15 protein-coding genes are annotated in these 17,422 nt (G+C 66.3%); all 15 read left to right on the top strand.

All coding sequences use genetic code 11. From position 1 onward, the window contains the following. The first annotated feature begins 154 nt into the window (after positions 1-154). The 15 genes from B5F70_RS02140 to secG all read left to right on the top strand — a co-directional run bounded on the left by B5F70_RS02140 (position 155) and on the right by secG (position 17,117). Complete coding sequence (locus B5F70_RS02140; RefSeq protein ID WP_087203925.1) at positions 155-1,765, top strand: ABC transporter substrate-binding protein; 1,611 nt, start codon at positions 155-157, stop codon at positions 1,763-1,765. Between the two features lie 139 nt (positions 1,766-1,904). Continuing rightward, positions 1,905-2,870: an ABC transporter permease gene (locus B5F70_RS02145; protein WP_087203926.1), complete on the top strand. Its 966-nt coding sequence runs from the start codon at positions 1,905-1,907 to the stop codon at positions 2,868-2,870. Between the two features lie 3 nt (positions 2,871-2,873). Next, on the top strand, positions 2,874-4,937 hold the full coding sequence (locus B5F70_RS02150; RefSeq protein WP_087203927.1) for a dipeptide/oligopeptide/nickel ABC transporter permease/ATP-binding protein: 2,064 nt from the start codon (positions 2,874-2,876) through the stop codon (positions 4,935-4,937). Then, complete coding sequence (locus tag B5F70_RS02155; RefSeq protein WP_087203928.1) at positions 4,938-5,777, top strand: ABC transporter ATP-binding protein; 840 nt, start codon at positions 4,938-4,940, stop codon at positions 5,775-5,777. It abuts the gene before it with no gap. A gap of 191 nt (positions 5,778-5,968) precedes the next feature. Continuing rightward, complete coding sequence (locus tag B5F70_RS02160) at positions 5,969-6,889, top strand: dihydrodipicolinate synthase family protein (protein WP_241145875.1); 921 nt, start codon at positions 5,969-5,971, stop codon at positions 6,887-6,889. A 67-nt stretch (positions 6,890-6,956) separates the two neighbouring features. Next, positions 6,957-7,919, top strand: coding sequence for an ROK family protein (locus tag B5F70_RS02165; RefSeq protein WP_087203929.1), 963 nt, complete (start codon positions 6,957-6,959; stop codon positions 7,917-7,919). 51 nt (positions 7,920-7,970) lie between these two features. Then, positions 7,971-8,657: an N-acetylmannosamine-6-phosphate 2-epimerase gene (locus B5F70_RS02170; RefSeq protein ID WP_087203930.1), complete on the top strand. Its 687-nt coding sequence runs from the start codon at positions 7,971-7,973 to the stop codon at positions 8,655-8,657. A 226-nt stretch (positions 8,658-8,883) separates the two neighbouring features. Then, entirely contained in the window at positions 8,884-9,819 is a 936-nt protein-coding gene (gene rapZ / locus B5F70_RS02175; protein ID WP_087203931.1) for an RNase adapter RapZ, read from the top strand. 12 nt (positions 9,820-9,831) lie between these two features. Then, complete coding sequence (gene whiA / locus B5F70_RS02180) at positions 9,832-10,755, top strand: DNA-binding protein WhiA (RefSeq protein ID WP_087203932.1); 924 nt, start codon at positions 9,832-9,834, stop codon at positions 10,753-10,755. A gap of 167 nt (positions 10,756-10,922) precedes the next feature. Then, a complete protein-coding gene (gap, locus tag B5F70_RS02185; protein WP_087203933.1) occupies positions 10,923-11,948 on the top strand; it encodes a type I glyceraldehyde-3-phosphate dehydrogenase in 1,026 nt (341 codons plus the stop codon). Between the two features lie 148 nt (positions 11,949-12,096). After that, a complete protein-coding gene (locus tag B5F70_RS02190) occupies positions 12,097-13,296 on the top strand; it encodes a phosphoglycerate kinase (protein ID WP_087203934.1) in 1,200 nt (399 codons plus the stop codon). Then, positions 13,286-14,056, top strand: a complete 771-nt coding sequence (gene tpiA / locus B5F70_RS02195; RefSeq protein ID WP_087203935.1) for a triose-phosphate isomerase — start codon at positions 13,286-13,288, stop codon at positions 14,054-14,056. The genes B5F70_RS02190 and tpiA overlap by 11 nt, the downstream gene beginning before the upstream one ends. Continuing rightward, complete coding sequence (gene gpmI, locus B5F70_RS02200) at positions 14,056-15,621, top strand: 2,3-bisphosphoglycerate-independent phosphoglycerate mutase (RefSeq protein WP_087203936.1); 1,566 nt, start codon at positions 14,056-14,058, stop codon at positions 15,619-15,621. The genes tpiA and gpmI overlap by 1 nt, the downstream gene beginning before the upstream one ends. 223 nt (positions 15,622-15,844) lie before the next feature. Further along, the gene (locus B5F70_RS02205; RefSeq protein ID WP_241145876.1) at positions 15,845-16,699 is read left to right on the top strand and encodes a transposase; all 855 of its coding nucleotides are present in this window, start codon (positions 15,845-15,847) and stop codon (positions 16,697-16,699) included. Positions 16,700-16,862: 163 nt separating this feature from the next. Next, a complete protein-coding gene (secG, locus tag B5F70_RS02210) occupies positions 16,863-17,117 on the top strand; it encodes a preprotein translocase subunit SecG (protein ID WP_087203937.1) in 255 nt (84 codons plus the stop codon). Positions 17,118-17,422: the final 305 nt, after the last annotated feature.

Raw genomic sequence — 17,422 nt, forward strand, 5'->3', positions numbered from 1 at the left:
AATAATTGATTTACCTGCAGATACCGTTCATGACGGCAATACCCCCTCTCGCCGAGAAGCCCGTTTGTTAAGTGGTTGTAACAAGTATGTTAATAACAACCTAAGCGCGCCCGCACAGCATGGTCGGGTGCGCGCCCTGACGATTGGAGTTTCCATGCGCGAACTGATGAGTAGAAGCCTGTCCCGTCGCACGTTCCTCGGTGCCGCCGGCGTCACCGCCGCGGTCGCCGGCCTCGGCCTGGCGGGCTGCGGTGGGGACACCACGTCGGGCGGCAGCACGGCGGGCGGCGGCACCGAGGGCGGCGGCACCATCACCGCCGGCTCCGCGTACGCTCCGTCGGATTACAACCCGACCTCGACCTCCTCGGCGTTCTGCCTAGGCGCCAACTGGCATGTTCTCGAGGGCCTCTACGGCACCGACCCGCATGACTACAGCACGTTCAACGAGCTCGCCGCGGGCGACCCCGAGCAGACCGACGACACGCACTTCACCATCACGATCCGTGAGGGCGCCAAGTTCTCCACCGGCGACGACGTGACCACCGAGGATATCGTGGAGTCCTTCGACCGCACGAAGGCCAACGCCACCTACGCGGCGTTCCTGACCCCGATCGAGTCGCTCGAGGCGACCGACGACACCACCATCACCGTCACCACCACCATCGCCAACTTCTCGCTGCTGAAGGAGCGCCTGGCGCTCGTCCGCGTCTTCCCGGCCGGCACCACGGACGACGAGCTCGCCGACACCCCCGTCGGCTCCGGCCCGTGGATGTACGACGCGATCACCGACAACACGGTCGACCTCGTCCCGAACCCCGACTACAACGGCGATTACCCGGCTGAGGACGCGGGCCTGCACTACGACATCCTGACCGACGCCACCGCCCGCATGACCGCCCAGCAGCAGGGCACCACGCTCGTCATGGAGTCCGTCACCGCCGACGCCATCGACACCATCGAGGGCGAGGGCTGCAAGGTCGACAAGGTCCAGGGCTTCGGCACCCGCTTCATCATGTTCAACACCACCAAGGCGCCGTGGGACAACGTCACCGCCCGCAAGGCCGTGATGTACGCCCTGAACACCGATCAGATGATCGAGAACATCTTCACCGGTCTCGCCACCGCCGCCAAGTCCTACATCCCGCAGGACTTCCCGAACTACCAGGAGGCCGCCACGGTCTACACCTATGATGTCGACCAGGCCAAGTCCCTGCTCACCGAGGCCGGCGTGACGCCCGGCAGCCTCGTGATCCGCACCACGGACAACACGCAGGCCGAGCAGATGGGCATCCAGGCCCAGCAGGACCTCGAGGCCCTCGGCTTCTCCGTCGAGATCCGCACCGAGACCTCGCAGGCCACCTACGCCGCCATCGACGGCGGTTCGGATGACTTCGACATCCTCATCGCCCCGGGCGACCCGAGCTGCTGGGGCGCCGACCCCGACCTGCTCCTCAACTGGTGGTACGGCGACAACGTCTGGCAGCAGACCCGTACCGGTTGGGGCGAGTCCGCTGAGTTCGCCCAGATCCGCGAGCTCATGAACACCGCTCTCGGCCAGTCCGGCGACGAGCAGCAGGCAACCTGGAAGCAGGTCTACGACATCATCGCGGACAACTGCGTCCTGTACCCGCTCGTCCACGTCCAGACGGTCACCGCTTCCTGGGCCGACCCCGCGACGGCGCCCAACGGCACCGCCATCGAAGGCTTCGAGGGCATCGGCACGACCGGCATGAGCTTCATCGGCTGCAAGACGGTTTCGGCCTAACCCATGTCGATGGTCGTCTCCCAGCTGTACCGGCGAATGCGTCTGCAACTGAGGAGACGCTGAGGCGAAACAGGGCCCGGGCACATCAGGTATGCCCGGGCCCTTCCATTCGCAAGGGAACATAGGAGAGGGGAGAGCTATGAATAACCTGTTGCGCCTTATCGGCCGACGCCTCATCGCGTTGCCGATCATGGCCTTGGGCGTCACCCTGCTGGTGTTTTTCCTCATGTCCTTCACCGACCCGTCCATCCCGGCGCGCACCGTCCTCGGCGAGGGTGCGTCCCCGGAGCAGGTCGAGCAGTACATGGATGAGCACGGCATGAACGACCCGTGGCCGGTGCGCTACGTCGACTACATCGCCGGTCTCGTCCAGGGTGATCTGGGCACCTACGGCAGCCGTCAGACCCCGGTGGCCACCGCCATCGCTTCGGCGCTGCCCATCACGATGCAGCTCACGTTCTTCGGCCTGCTTCTGGCGGCCGTGTTCTCGTTCACGCTCGGCGTCATATCGGCCCTGTACAGAGACCGATGGCCCGACCAGATCATCCGCGTGATATCGATCGCGGGCATCGCGACGCCGTCGTTCTGGCTCGCGGTCCTGCTCATCCTCGCGGTCACCCTGGGCGGGCTCACCCGCGTGTTCCCGTCTTCGGGAGCGCTGCCGGACCTGTTCGCCAATCCGGCGGGTTACTTCGGCCGCATGCTCATGCCGGCCATCGCACTGGCGTTCCCCGTCATCGGCCAGATGACCCGTATCGTGCGTACGGCGATGGTCGAGGAGCTCGATAAGGACTACGTCAAGACCGCGCGCGGCGGCGGCATCCCCGAGAACATCGTCATCGCCCGCAACGTGCTGCGCAACGCCCTCATCACGCCCATCACCACGCTCGGCCTGAAGATCGGCTACCTCATGGGCGGCGCCGTGGTCATCGAGGTCATCTTCGCCCTGCCCGGCATGGGCACGCTCATCCAGCAGGGCATCACCGGCGGCGAGATCATGCTCGTCCAGGGCGTCGTCGTCGTGGTGGCGTTGGCCTTTGTCATCATCAACATCGTGGTTGATATGCTCTACCTGCTCATCAACCCGCGCATTAGGACGGTGTAGGCCATGGTTAAGATTCGTGAGAACAAAACCGCTCAGCTCGAGCAGGCCGCCGCGAAGGGCGCGAGGTTCGCGGGCTTCAAGAAGATGAGCACATCGAGCAAGATCTCGCTCATCCTGCTCGTCCTCGTCGCGCTGTCGGCCATCCTGGCCCCGGTCATCGCGCCGCATAACCCGCTCGAGATCACGCAGGCGTACCAACCGCCCAGCGCCGAGCATATCTTCGGTACGGACAACACCGGCCGCGACATCCTGTCGCGCATGCTCTACGGCGGCCAGTACTCGCTCATCATCGGCTTCGGCGCCACGCTCTTCGCGCTGGTGTGCGGCTCCATCATCGGCGCTATCGCTGCGGTGTCGCGCAAGTGGGTATCCGAGGTCATCATGCGCGTCCTCGACGTCGTCATGTCCATCCCCGGCATCGCCCTTGCGGCCATCCTGGTGCTCATCCTCGGCAACTCCGTGCCGGCCATCATCTTCTCCATCGGCTTCATGTACACGCCGCAGATCGCGCGCATCGTGCGCGCCAACGTCGTATCCGAGTACGGTGAGGACTACGTCCGCGCCGTCATCGTCTCCGGCGCCCGCGCGCCGTGGATCCTGATGAAGCACGTGCTGCGCAACTGCATCGCGCCCATCATGGTCTTCACCGTGACGCTCGTCGCCGACGCCATCATCTTCGAGGCGTCCCTCACCTTCATCGGTGCCGGCATCGCCGAGCCCACCGCCACGTGGGGCAACATCCTGTCCTCCGCGCGCGACGGCGTGCTGCTGGGCCGCTGGTGGCAGGCGCTCTTCCCGGGCCTCGCCATCATGATCACGTGCCTCGCGCTCAACATCCTCTCCGAGGGCCTCACCGACGCCATGGCCGCCGCGCCCGGCGCCGCGAAGCTCGATGAGAGCGAGGAGGACGCCGAGCAGCGCCGCGCCGACGACATCCTCGCGGCCGACCCGGTCCGCGCCTACAAGGAGCAGGCACCCGCTCTCGCTCGCCGTCTGGCGGCACTCCGCGAGGTCGAGCTCAAGCGCCACGACCGCCACATCCCCGACCACTCGGTCGAGCCCCTGCTCTCGGTGCGCAACCTCTCGATCGGCTTCGAGCACCACGGCGATGTGAAGGTCGTCGACGGCGTCTCGTTCGACGTGCGCCCCGGCCAGTGCATGGCGCTGGTGGGCGAGTCCGGCTGCGGCAAGTCCATCACCACCAAGGTCATCATGAGCCTGACCGATGCCGACGAGCACGTCTCCGGCGAGGTCCTCTTCAAGGGCACCGACCTGGTGAAGCTCACCAAGGAGGAGCACCGCAAGCTCCTGGGCCACGAGATCGCGATGGTCTACCAGGACGCCCTCTCCTCGCTCAACCCCTCGATGCTCATCTCCGCGCAGATGAAGCAGCTCACGAGCCGCGGCGGCACCCGATCCGCCGAGGACCTGCTCGAGCTCGTGGGCCTCGACCCCAAGCGCACGCTCGAGAGCTATCCGCACGAGCTCTCCGGCGGTCAGCGCCAGCGCGTCCTCATCGCCATGGCGCTCACGCGCGACCCGTCGCTCGTTATCTGCGACGAGCCCACCACCGCGCTCGACGTGACCGTGCAGAAGCAGGTCATCAAGCTCCTGAACGACCTGCAGTCCAAGCTCGGCTTCGCCATGATCTTCGTGAGCCACGACCTCGCCCTCGTCGCCGAGGTCGCGAGCGAGATCACCGTCATGTACGCGGGCCAGATCGTGGAGCAGGCGCCCACGGTCGAGCTGCTCACCAACCCGATCCACGAGTACACGCGCGGCCTTCTGGGTTCGGTTCTCTCCATCGAGGAGGGCGTGCAGGAGGGTACCCGCCTGCACCAGGTGCCCGGCTCGGTGCCGAGCCCGGCGGACTTCCCGCGGGGCGACCGCTTCGCGCCGCGCTCGAGCCATCCCACGATCGGCATCGACGTGCATCCGGTTCTGAAGTCGCTCCCCGGCCCCGTGTTCCACCGGTACTCCGAGCTTCCCGACGACTACCTCAAGCAGAACGGGCTCAAGCCCTATCTTGAGACGCTTACCACCACGACCGCTCAGGAGGTGAGGTAGATGAGCGAGAAGACGGCTGCGTCCCGGGGGAGTGAGCCCATCATCTTCCTCGATGACATCTGCGTGACATTCAAGACGCGTACGGGGTCGCTCTTCAAGCCCAATCTCGTGCACGCGGTGAACCATGTGACGCTCAAGCTCATGCCGGGCGAGACCATCGGCATCGTGGGCGAATCCGGCTGCGGCAAGTCCACCACGGCCAACGTCATGTGCGGCCTGCAGTCGCCCACCTCGGGCAAGGTGTTCTTCAAGGGCGTCGACGTCACGAAGCGTACCGCCGAGGAGCGCCGCCAGATCGGCCGCGTCGTATCGGTGGTCTTCCAGGACCCGTCGACCGCGCTGAACCCGCGCATGATCGTGCACGACCAGCTGCTCGACCCGCTGCTCGTGCACGAGGTGGGGAGCCCCGAGGAGCGCGAGAAGCGTATCCGCGAGCTCGTGAGCCTCGTCGGTCTGCCCAAGAGCGCCTTGAACGTGCTGCCGGGCCAGCTGTCGGGCGGCCAGCGCCAGCGCGTCGCCATCGCGCGCGCCATGTCGCTCAACCCCGACGCCATCATCGCCGACGAGCCCACCTCGGCGCTCGACGTGTCGGTGCGCGCGCAGATCCTGAACCTGCTCACCGACCTCAAGCGCGACCTCGGCCTCTCGATGATGTTCATCAGCCATGACATTCAGACGGTCCGCTACATTTCCGACCGGATCGTCGTCATGAACGGTGGCCAGATCGTGGAGGAGGGCCCGGCCGCCCAGGTCTTCAACGAGCCGAAGGACCCCTACACGAAGATGCTGCTCGGTGCCGCCCCGTCGCTGCTCCATCCCAAGCTGGGGGAGAGCGCGTAAACGACGGTATCGCTTGCGCAGGGGCGCGCCCTCAGGTGGGCGCGCCCCTCTTGAGAGGCTTCGTGTAACCTCCCGTTGTAGCCCGCCTTCGCATGCGGGGGCGCTACCATGGGATGCCGGTGCGGCGAAGAAGCCGCGCCATCTGTCAGGGGCGCAGGCACCCGGCCCGCGCCACAGCTAAAGGAGCAATCGTGGACAACAAGCGTTTCAGCGGCGTCATCCCTCCCGTCGTGGTGCCGCTCACCCAGGACCGTCAGCTCGACGTGCCCTCGTTCGAACGCAACATCAACCGCATGATCGAGGCTGGCGTCGACGGCCTCTTCATCCTGGGCTCGTCCTCTGAGGTCGTGTTCTCGACCGACGAGCGCCGCACCGAGATCATCGAGAACATGGTCCGCATCGTCGACCACCGCGTGCCGGTGCTCGCGGGCATCATCGACACGGAGACCGAGCGCATGATCGAGCACGGCAAGCGCGCCGAGCAGATGGGCGTCGACGCCCTCGTGGCGACCTGCCCGTTCTACGCGCTCCAGGGCATCAACGAGATCGAGTGGAGCTTCCGCTGCCTGCACGATGCGCTCGACCTGCCCATCTTCGCCTACGACATTCCCGTGTGCGTCCACAACAAGCTCGACGTGGACATGCTCATCCGCCTCGGCGTCGACGGCGTGCTCGCCGGCGTGAAGGACTCCTCGGGCGACGACGTCTCGTTCCGCCGCCTCATCATCAAAAACCGCGACGCGGGCCATCCGCTCCAGCTCCTCACCGGTCACGAGGTCGTCGTCGACGGCGCCTACCTCGGCGGCGCGGACGGCTCGGTGCCCGGCCTCGCCAACGTCGAGCCCTACGGCTACGTGCGCCAGTGGAAGGCCGCGCAGGCCGGTGACTGGGAGACCGTGCGCGACGAGCAGGACCGTCTCGCCCGCATCATGGAGATCACCTCGGTGACCTCCGGCGTGCAGGGCTTCGGCGCGGGCGTCGGCGCCTTCAAGACGGCGCTCAAGCTCATGGGCATCTTCGAGACGAACCAGATGCCCCGCCCGGTGCACTCGCTCAAGGGCGAGAACGTCGAGGCCATCCGCCGCGTGCTCGAGGAGAACGGCCTGCTGTAAGCGATAGGGGCGGCGAGCGCTGGCGCAGCCGCCCCCTTTTTTCGGCAGGGGGAGAGGAGAGTGTGAGATGAGCGATCGCTACGTATGCTCCGTTGACATCGGCGGGACGAAGATCGCCTGCGCCATCATGGCGTTTCCGGCGGACGGCTCCCGTCCGCACTCGGTGTACGAGGCCGAGGTGGCGACCGATGCGGCCGAGGGCGGCGAGGCCGTCTACGCCCGCGTCGCCGCAGCGGTGCGCGCCGCCCTCGATGCGTTCGACGGCGAGGTGCTCGGCGTCGGCATCGGGTCGGCGGGGGTGGTCGATCCCAAGACGGGCGGCATCGCCTACGCCAACGAGATCATGCCCGGCTGGGGCGGCATCGCCCTCGGCCCGCGCCTGGCCGAAGAGCTCGATATGCCCGTCGCGGTGACGGGCGACGTGCACGCGCACGCCCTCGGTGAGGCGCGCTGGGGCGTCGGCCGCGGCTACGAGTCCGTCCTCTGCCTCGGCATCGGCACGGGCATCGGGGGCGCCTTCGTGATGGACGGCCGCGTCATGCGCGGCTCCCACGGCGCCGCCGGCCACATGGGGCATATCGAGAGCACGGCTGCGGCGGGGATCCCGTGCGCCTGCGGGCGCTCGGGCCATCTCGAGTCCGTGGCGTCGGGCACCTCCATCGGCCGGATCTTCGAGGAGCGCTACGGCCGCGTCGACCCGTCGCGCCCGACGGTCGGCCGCGACGTCAACGACCTGGTCGCCGCTGGCGACCCGCGCGCGATCGAGGTCGTCTCCGAGGCGGGCCGCGCGCTGGGCGCGAGCCTGGGCACCTTGGCCAACATCCTCGATCCCGCGGTCATCGTGCTCTCGGGCGGCGTCATCCACGAGGGGACGGGCTGGCGGAGCGAGACGTGGCGCGCCTCGGTCGCCGAAGGCTACCGCTCCCAGGCCCTCGACCCGCTTGAGGACACGCCCATCTTGATCGGCGTGCTCGAGGGCGAGGCCCCGCTCATCGGCGCCGCCGAGAACCTGCTCGACACCCTGCGTTGACATGAGGGGAGGGGCCAGGTGGGCCCTCCCCGTGAAAGAAGGGAAGCATCCATGGCGATCGATCCTGTCATCCAGTCGCTCAAGGGCAAGCTCATCGTGAGCGTCCAGGCCTACCAGGGCGAGCCGCTGCGCCGCCCCGAGATCATGGCCACCATGGCGCGCGCCTGCGAGCTCGGCGGTGCGGCGGCCATCCGCTGCCAGGGCCTCTCCGACATCGCGGCCATCAAGGGCCGCGTCGAGGTGCCCGTCATCGGCCTGTGGAAGGAGGGCCACGAGGGCGTCTACATCACGCCGACGCTGCGCCATGCGCGCGCCTGCGTCATGGCGGGCGCCGACATTGTCGCCATCGACGCCACCGACCGCCCGCGCCCTGACGGGAAGACCGTCGCCGACACCTTGGAGCCGCTCAAGGCCGAGGGCGTGCTCACCATGGCGGACTGCATGACCATCGACGACATCCGCCGCGCCGTCGAGGCGGGCTTCGATATCGTGTCGACCACGCTCTCCCACGGCGTCGCCGCCATCGACTGCACGATGGCAGACGGACCCGACCTGCCGCTCTTGCGCCAGGCCGCCGAGGAGTTCCCCGGCTTCCCCGTCGTGTGCGAGGGCCGCGTGCACACGCCCGATGAGGCGCGCGCCGCCATCGATGCGGGCGCGTGGGCGGTGGTCGTGGGTACGGCGATCACGCATCCCACGAGCATCACGAGCTGGTTCAAAGCCGCGCTCGACGCCTAGGGCCCCGCGCGGGCGGTGCCCTGAGCCGCCCCGTCGCGCTGCCGGCGCCCGCAGCGCCCGCGCCCTCTGCACCGTGAGCCGCCCAAACGGCCCGAGGCCCTCCTCGTGACCGTTTGGGCGGTCTTCTCGTTCGCATGCGGGTTTCTTGGCGTGCGGGCGCCGGCGGCACGGCGGCGCGCGGGCGTGCGGGTATACTTGGAAGAGGGCACACACGAGGAGGTTTTCCATGGCGAGCGACGAGGCCATCCACACGCGCGAGAGCGCCGACCGCGTACCGGATATCGTGATTATCACCGGCATGTCCGGCTCCGGTCGCACGCAGGCCATGCACGTCTTCGAGGACATGGGCTATTTCTGCATCGACAACCTCCCCCCGCGCCTCATCCAGCAGCTCGCCGAGCTCGTGGGCATCAACGCGGGCGTGGGGCGCCACCTCGCGGTGACGTGCGACCTGCGCAGCCAGGGGCTCTTTGACGAGCTCATGGACGTCGTCGCGGCTCTCGAGGAGCACGAGATGTCCGTCGACCTCGTCTACCTCGACGCCACAGACGAGGTTCTCATCCGCCGCTACAGCGAGAACCGTCGCCGCCATCCGCTCGCCATGGTGGGCGAGAGCACCGCCGACGCCATCGCGCGCGAGCGCCGCCAGCTCGCCGGCATCCGCGACCGCGCGGACATGGTGATCGACACCTCGCGTCTCTCGACATCGACGCTGCGCACCATGCTGCGCGCCGCCTTCTCCGAGCTCACGGACCAGCAGCTGATGGAGGTGCGCGTCTTCTCCTTCGGGTTCAAGCACGGGCTGCCGAGCGAGGCGGACATCATGATCGACGTGCGCTTTTTGCCGAATCCCTTCTACGACCCCGAGATGCGCAGCCTGACCGGTCTCGACGAGAAGGTCGCGAGCTTCGTGCTCGACCACCCCAAGACGCAGGAGTTCTGGCGCGCGTGGTGCCAGCTGCTCGACGCCGTCATGCCCGGCTACATCGCCGAGGGCAAGCCGCAGCTCTCCATCGCCGTGGGCTGCACGGGAGGGCAGCACCGCTCCGTCGCCATCGCCGAGGCGACGGGCCGCTACCTCATCGGCCAGCAGTACCGCGTGACCGTCTCCCACCGCGACCTCTCCCGGGCGAACCGTACCGCCACGGGCGAGGCGCACTGATAGGGGAGGGCCATGTCGTTTACCGCCGAGGTCCGCGACGAGCTGTCGCGCTGCGAGCCCGTGTGCGAGTACTGCAACCTCGCCACGCTGGCCGCGCTCGTCCGCGTGAGCGGGACGCTCTCCATCACGGGCGAGGGGCGCCGGCTCGCCGTCACGACGGAGACGGGCGCCGTCGCGCGCACGATGATCAACCTCACCCATACCGTCCTGAAACTCAAGACGACGCTCACGCCGCGCCGCTCCGTCCTGCACAAGGTGCGCAACTACCTCATCACCCTGCCTGAGCAGCCCGGTCTCGACAAGGCGCTCGTCCTGCTCGGCATCCTCGACCGCAAGGGGCGCTTGGTGGCGGGCGTGCCCAAGCACATCGTGGCGCGCCCGTGCTGCCGGCTCGCCTACCTGCGCGGGGCGCTTATCGCCGGCGGATTCGTGGCGGATCCCAAGGGCGACTTCCATCTGGAGATCGCCGTCTCGGGCGAGGAGCTCGCCCGGGGCCTCGCGCGCCTCATCGAGGAGGTGGGGGTCCGCGCCCGCGTGAATCCCCGTCGCGGCGCCTACGCCGTCTATATCAAGAGCGCCCCGGACATCTGCCGCCTGCTCACGGCGCTCGGCGCCGCCCGGAGCGTGGCGGGCGTGGAGGACGCGCGCGCCATGAAGCAGGTCAAGAACAACGTGAACCGCAAGGTCAACGCCGAGTTCGCCAACCAGTCGCGCACGGCCGACGCCGCCCAGCACCAGGTGGAGCTGATCGCCCGCGCGCATGCTCTCGGGATCTACGACACGCTGCCGGAGGCGCTCCGATCGTTTTGCGATCTGCGCGCGGCCCATCCCGACCTGTCGCTGCGCGACCTGGGCGAGATGGCGGACCCGCCGCTTTCTAAATCGGCTCTCTACCATAGGGTCTTGCGCCTCGAGAAGCTGGTGGGCGAGAGGTAGCCGCCCCCGCGCCCGGCTGACCCCCGGGTGCCAACATCAGCTTTCGGTCAAAAACTCGCCAATGACGCGAATGCAATTTTGAAAAAACGGTACACTGAGTAAGTGGTTTGTCTGTGGACCTCGACAGCGGGCACCCGTCCGCGGGGGTCTAACGAAAGGAGACACGAATGGCAGTAAAGGTTGCGATTAACGGCTTTGGCCGCATCGGTCGTCTCGCGTTCCGCCAGATGTTCGGGCACGAGGGCTCCGAGATCGTCGCCATCAACGACCTCACCTCCCCGGATATGCTCGCTTACCTGCTGAAGTACGACTCCACGCAGGGCAATTACTCCCGCGATCACAAGGTCGAGGCCACCGAGAACTCCATCATCGTTGATGGCAAGGAGATCACCATCTACAAGGAGGCCGACGCCAACAACCTCCCGTGGGGCGAGCTCGGCGTCGACGTCGTCCTCGAGTGCACCGGCTTCTACACCAGCAAGGACAAGGCTCAGGCCCACATCAACGCTGGCGCCAAGAAGGTCGTCATCTCCGCTCCTGCCGGCAACGACCTTCCCACCATCGTCTACAACGTCAACCATGAGACGCTGACGGCCGAGGACAACATCATCTCCGCCGCCTCCTGCACCACCAACTGCCTCGCCCCGATGGCCAAGGGTCTGAACGACTTCGCGCCCATCGTGTCCGGCATCATGACCACCATCCACGCTTGGACCGGCGACCAGATGCCGCTCGACGGCCCGCAGCGCAAGGGCAACAAGCGCCGCAGCCGCGCCTGCGCCGTCAACATCGTCCCCAACAGCACCGGTGCCGCCAAGGCCATCGGTCTGGTGCTCCCCGAGCTCAACGGCAAGCTCATCGGTGCCGCCCAGCGCGTCCCGACCCCGACCGGCTCCCTCACCAACCTCTACGCCGTGGTTGACAAGGTCGTCACCAAGGACGAGGTCAACGCCGCTATGAAGGCCTACGCCGAGACCATCTCCGAGACCTTCGCCTACAACGAGGACGACATCGTCTCCACCGACATCATCGGCGAGACCCACGGCTCGATCTTCGACGCCACGCAGACCATGTGCTCCGATCTGGGCAACGGCCAGACCCTCGTGCAGGTCACCTCGTGGTACGACAACGAGAACTCCTACACCTCGCAGATGGTCCGCACCATCAAGTACTTCGAGAAGTTCGTCGCCTAAGTTGAGCTTCGCGAGCACAGCGCGATAAGCGTCTGAGAGGGGCGCGGCCTTTGGGCTTAGGTCCCAGAGCCGCGCCCCTTTTCGATGGGGCGCCCGGCGCCCTGTCGGCAGATAGGTTCAATCCACCAGGTAAGAAAGGTAGATGCACATGGCTTTCACCAAGAAGACCGTTCGCGACATCGATGTCGACGGTAAGCGCGTCCTCATGCGCGTTGACTTCAACGTGCCGCTGAAGGACGGCGTCGTGACCGATGACACGCGCGTGCGCGCCGCCATCCCCACGATCCAGTACCTGAAGGAGCACAACGCCAAGATCATCCTCATGAGCCACCTCGGCCGCCCCAAGGGCGACGGCCCCGAGCCCGAGCTCTCGCTCAAGCCCGCGGCTGACAAGCTCGCCGAGCTCACCGGCTATGAGGTCAAGTTCGTGGACGACACCTACGGCGAGAAGGCCAAGGCCGCCGTCGACGCCCTCGAGGCCGGCGACATCCTCGTCCTCGAGAACGTCCGCTTCGATAAGCGCGAGAAGAAGAACGACCCCGAGATCGCCAAGACCCTCGCGTCCTACGGTGACGTCTTCGTGCTCGACGCCTTCGGCACCGCGCACCGCGCCCAGGGCTCCGTGGTCGGCCCCGCCGCCTACCTGCCCGCCGTGGCCGGCTTCCTGCTCGAGAAGGAAGTCGACACCCTGACCGGCATCTTCGCTGACCCGGAGCGCCCGTTCGTCGCCATCGTCGGCGGCTCCAAGGTGTCCTCCAAGATCGGCGTGCTCGATCACCTCATCGACTCCGCCGACACCCTCATCATCGGTGGCGGCATGGCCTACACCTTCTTCCTCGCCAAGGGCTACAAGACCGTCGGCACCTCGCTCAAGGAAGAGGACTGGGTCGAGCGCGCGGCCGAGATGCTCAAGAAGGCCGAGGACAAGGGCGTGAAGATCCTGCTCCCGATCGACAACGTCGTTGCCGATCACTTCGGTGAGGACGCCGAGGGCGAGATCGTCGCCTCCGACGCGATCCCCGAGGACCGCATGGGCATGGACATCGGCCCCAAGACCGAGCAGCTCTACGCCGACGCCATCGCCGGCGCCAAGACCGTGTTCTGGAACGGCCCCATGGGCGTCTTCGAGTTCGACAACTTCAGCCACGGCACCAAGGCCGTCGCCGAGGCCGTCGCGGCCAACACCGAGTGCACCTCCATCATCGGCGGTGGCGACTCCGTGGCAGCCGTCAACAAGTTCAACCTGGCCGACAAGATGTCCTGGATCTCCACGGGTGGCGGCGCCTCCATGGAGCTCGTCGAGGGCAAGGCCCTTCCGGGAGTGGAGGCTCTGAACGATGCCGAGTAAGCGTACCCGCCTCATCGCAGGCAACTGGAAGATGAACAACGACGTGGCAGGGGCCGCGAAGCTCGCCGACGAGCTCGCCGAGGCTCTGCCCGAGGTTCCCGAGGGCGTCGAGGTCGTCGTCTGCCCGCCCGCCGTCGACCTGTCGACCGTGAACGACCGTATCCAGGCCGCTCCGATCGCTCTCGGCGGTCAGAACGTCTACTGGGAGGAGAAGGGCGCCTACACCGGCGAGACCTCCTGCGCCATGCTCAAGTCCGCGGGTGCGACCTACTGCATCATCGGCCACTCCGAGCGCCGCGATTACTTCCACGAGACGGACGAGGACGTCAACAAGAAGGCGAAGGCCCTCATGGCCGCCGGCATCGTGCCGATCAGCTGCTGCGGCGAGTCGCTTGAGGTCCGCGAGGCCGGCAAGCACGTCGAGTTCGTCGTCGACCAGATCAAGAAGGACACCGAGGGCCTCGAGATCACCGACCCCTCGAAGTATGTCATCGCCTACGAGCCCATCTGGGCCATCGGCACCGGCAAGACCGCCACGGCCGATGACGCCCAGGAGGTCTGCGGCGCCATCCGCGCCACGCTCACCGAGATCTTCGGTGAGGAGACCGCCAGCGGCATCCGCGTGCTCTACGGCGGCTCCGCCAAGCCCGAGAACATCGCCGGCTTCCTCGAGAAGGAGGACGTCGACGGCGCGCTCGTGGGCGGTGCCTCGCTCGTGGCCGACAGCTTCTCGGCCATGGTGAAGAAGGCGGCTGAGTAATGGCAGAGAACAAGCATCATCTGCCGGCGCTCCTCGTGATCATGGACGGCTTCGGCCTCGCCCCCGCGGGCGATAACAACGCCGTCTACAAGGCCAACAAGCCGTTCCTCGACAAGCTGTGGGAGGAGTACCCCCACACCACGCTCGGCGCCTCCGGCGAGGACGTGGGCCTGCCCGAGGGCCAGATGGGCAACTCCGAGGTCGGCCATCTGAACATCGGCGCCGGCCGCATCGTGTTCCAGGAGCTCAGCCGCATCAACAACGCCATCAAGGACGGCTCCATCCAGGAGAACGAGACGCTCGCCAAGGCTATGGACGACGTCGCCAAGACCGGCGCGACCCTGCACCTTCTGGGCCTCGTCTCCCCGGGCGGCGTGCACTCCATGCAGCGCCACGGCGAGAACCTCTGCGCCATCGCCGCCATGCACGGCGTGGAGCGCGTGCGCTTCCACTGCTTCATGGACGGCCGAGACGTGGACCCGCACTCCGGTGCCGGCTACATCGAGACCCTGAAGGAGAACCTCGAGGCGCTCTCCAAGTACACCGGTGTCGATGCGCGCATCGCCACGGTGTCCGGCCGCTACTGGGCCATGGACCGCGACAACCGCTGGGAGCGCGTCGAGCGCGCCTACGATGTCGTCACCCTGCCGGCCGAGACCGAGTGCGACCCGGTCGAGGGCGTGAAGGCGTACTACGAGAAGGACGATCGCGGCGACGAGTTCGTCGAGCCCTTCGCCTGCCATAACGAGGGCGTGCACGACGGCGACGCGATGGTGTTCTTCAACTTCCGTCCCGACCGCGCCCGCGAGATGACCCGCGCCTTCACGGAGCCCGATTTCGACGGTTTCGAGCGCAAAGTCGCCCCGAAGCTCAGCCACTTCGTCACCATGACGGAGTACGATGACACGTTCAAGAACGTCGAGGTGGCCTTCCCCAAGACGTTCCCCGAGAACGTGCTCGCCGATGTCATCGCGCAGAACGGGCTCAAGCAGCTGCACACCGCCGAGACGGAGAAGTACGCCCACGTGACGTTCTTCCTGAACGGTGGCGTCGAGGAGCCGAAGGAGGCCGAGGAGCGCGTGCTCGTGCCCTCGCCCAAGGTCGCCACCTACGACCTGCAGCCCGAGATGAGCGAGCCCGAGGTCACCGAGAAGCTCGTCCAGGCCATCAACGAGGACCGCGCCGACTTCTACATCGTGAACTACGCGAACTGCGACATGGTGGGTCACACGGGTGTCTTCGACGCGGCCGTCAAGGCCGTGGAGGCTGTCGACGACGGCCTCTCGAAGGTCATCCCCGCGATCCTCGCCAAGGGCGGCTTCGCGCTCATCACGGCCGACCACGGCAACGCCGACCACATGTACGACGAGGACGCGTCGGGCGAGAAGCACCCGTTCACCGCCCACACCACCAACCGCGTGCCGTTCATCGTCGTCGATCCGGCGGCCAAGCTCACCGGCATCGAGGACGGGCGCCTGTCGGACATCGCACCGACGATGCTCACCCTCGCCGGTCTCGAGCCCTCCGCCGAGATGACCGGCCGCGTCCTCGCCGTCGAGGAGTAGCGCATTTGGGGACGGGTTCGTTTTAGCCCATCCCGATACAGAGGGGGCAAGGCGCGGTGTTGCCTTGCCCCCGCCCCACAACGAAAGACCATCTGCTTGCAACGGCGGATGGTCTTTTGCGTATCTGGGGACGGGGTCGAAGCATGCTCGGCCAATGGCGGAGATCGAAGTCGATGCACGCAAGCGCGCCGGCGCCGGAGTTGTGCGCAGAGGGGGAGCTAACATGCCGAGAGAGCCGCGCGTACATGCGGAATCGGGGTTCTATCATGTCATATTGCGGGGAAACGGAAAGCAGCTGCTGTTCGAGAACGATGATGATCGCCTTCATTTTCTCAAGTTGCTGCGCGGCAAGACGCAAAGCGGCGGCGTGTCCGTACTCGCCTGGTGTCTTATGAGCAACTATATCCACCTGTTGCTGAGCGACCCGCAAGACAACTTGAGCTGCGTCATGCACGGTTTGGCAACCGCCTACTCGCGCTACTTCAACAGTGCGTCGGGACACATCGGGGCGGTATTTCAAGGTAGGTTCACCAGCGTTCCCATCAAAAGCGACCGCCAGCTGCTCCAGGCGCTGCGCTATATCCACGACAATCCAGAGAAAGCGGGCGTTGCGCCCGCGGGGGAGTACCGTTGGAGCAGCTATGGGGAATACCTCGTAGGGGCGCAGCTGGTAGACGATGGCGTGGTCCTCGACCTTATCGGTGGAAGGAGCCAATTTCCGACGTTTTGCAATGATGGGCGGTATGCGGCCTACTTTGTGCGCGCCGGGAAGCGTGTCGCCGACGAGGACGCCATGGTGCTGGCGCGCGAAGTCCTAGCAGGCGCCTCTCCCGCGGAGCTTACGTCTCTGCCAAAAGAGCGGCGCGACGATGCGCTGCGCGCACTGCGGCGCGCCGGCCTGATGGTCAAGCAGATCGAGCGGTTGACGGGAATCGGTGCGAGCACCATCTCCCGCGTGACGGCTCGATCCAGACGGTTGATAGACGGCGATTCAGACGAGGTGTCGAGCTCCTCGGTAGAGGTGATGGCTGAAAAGGGGGATGGCGCGAACGCGTGCAGGGGAGATGCTGTTGGGTGACGGGGGAGTGCGATGCGCGGGGTGGTGAAAGGTTGGCGATTTGCGTCGTTTTTGCCCCCAACTTGCCCAGAGAAGCTCCCGTGCGGTAAAGTACTGAACGATATGTATGTAAGGGGCTGAGACTCACGAGACACCAGCCCCCCGTGTCAACGAGAGGTGACCCATGGGTCCGTTCCAGATCATCATCTTCATCGTGTGGGCGCTCTCCACGATCGCGCTCATCGGGCTCGTCCTCATGCACTCCGGCAAGGGCACCGGCGTGTCCGATATGATCGCGAGCTCGCTCTACAACGCGAGCGCGGCGACCGGCGTGATGGAGAAGAACCTCGACCGCCTGACCGTCATCGTGGCGATCGTCTTCGCGCTGTGCATCGTGCTCTGCATGTTCTTCTTCCCGCAGGGCATCGTGGGCATCTAGGCCATGGTTCTCGCACGCTGAGAGGGGCCTCCGTCCAGACAGACCTGTCGGACGGAGGCCCCTTTCTCATAGCGGCGGTAACAACTTCGAAACAATAATGGCCATAAGGAGTTGCCTGCAGGCAAAAGAAACCAGCTCACGGCCCCCGACACTCCACTTTGGCAGAGAATGTCCAGCGGAAAGGTCAAAAAACTTGGTGCCGCTACCTGCAAAATCGGGTAACGTTATGCATTACGCGCCCATAACGCATGCCTATGTTTGCGTGACTTGGGTGAAGACGGTGTAAAGGATGCGCAAAGGCGCAT

The sequence above is a fragment of the Collinsella sp. An268 genome (assembly GCF_002159765.1).
Taxonomy (GTDB): domain Bacteria; phylum Actinomycetota; class Coriobacteriia; order Coriobacteriales; family Coriobacteriaceae; genus Coprousia.

Coding starts and splice junctions, on each gene's coding strand:
- B5F70_RS02140 (WP_087203925.1), top strand. CDS start 155: ATGCGCGAACTGATGAGTAGAAGCCTGTCCCGTCGCACGTTCCTCGGT.
- B5F70_RS02145 (WP_087203926.1), top strand. CDS start 1,905: ATGAATAACCTGTTGCGCCTTATCGGCCGACGCCTCATCGCGTTGCCG.
- B5F70_RS02150 (WP_087203927.1), top strand. CDS start 2,874: ATGGTTAAGATTCGTGAGAACAAAACCGCTCAGCTCGAGCAGGCCGCC.
- B5F70_RS02155 (WP_087203928.1), top strand. CDS start 4,938: ATGAGCGAGAAGACGGCTGCGTCCCGGGGGAGTGAGCCCATCATCTTC.
- B5F70_RS02165 (WP_087203929.1), top strand. CDS start 6,957: ATGAGCGATCGCTACGTATGCTCCGTTGACATCGGCGGGACGAAGATC.
- B5F70_RS02170 (WP_087203930.1), top strand. CDS start 7,971: ATGGCGATCGATCCTGTCATCCAGTCGCTCAAGGGCAAGCTCATCGTG.
- rapZ (WP_087203931.1), top strand. CDS start 8,884: ATGGCGAGCGACGAGGCCATCCACACGCGCGAGAGCGCCGACCGCGTA.
- whiA (WP_087203932.1), top strand. CDS start 9,832: ATGTCGTTTACCGCCGAGGTCCGCGACGAGCTGTCGCGCTGCGAGCCC.
- gap (WP_087203933.1), top strand. CDS start 10,923: ATGGCAGTAAAGGTTGCGATTAACGGCTTTGGCCGCATCGGTCGTCTC.
- B5F70_RS02190 (WP_087203934.1), top strand. CDS start 12,097: ATGGCTTTCACCAAGAAGACCGTTCGCGACATCGATGTCGACGGTAAG.
- tpiA (WP_087203935.1), top strand. CDS start 13,286: ATGCCGAGTAAGCGTACCCGCCTCATCGCAGGCAACTGGAAGATGAAC.
- gpmI (WP_087203936.1), top strand. CDS start 14,056: ATGGCAGAGAACAAGCATCATCTGCCGGCGCTCCTCGTGATCATGGAC.
- B5F70_RS02205 (WP_241145876.1), top strand. CDS start 15,845: ATGCCGAGAGAGCCGCGCGTACATGCGGAATCGGGGTTCTATCATGTC.
- secG (WP_087203937.1), top strand. CDS start 16,863: ATGGGTCCGTTCCAGATCATCATCTTCATCGTGTGGGCGCTCTCCACG.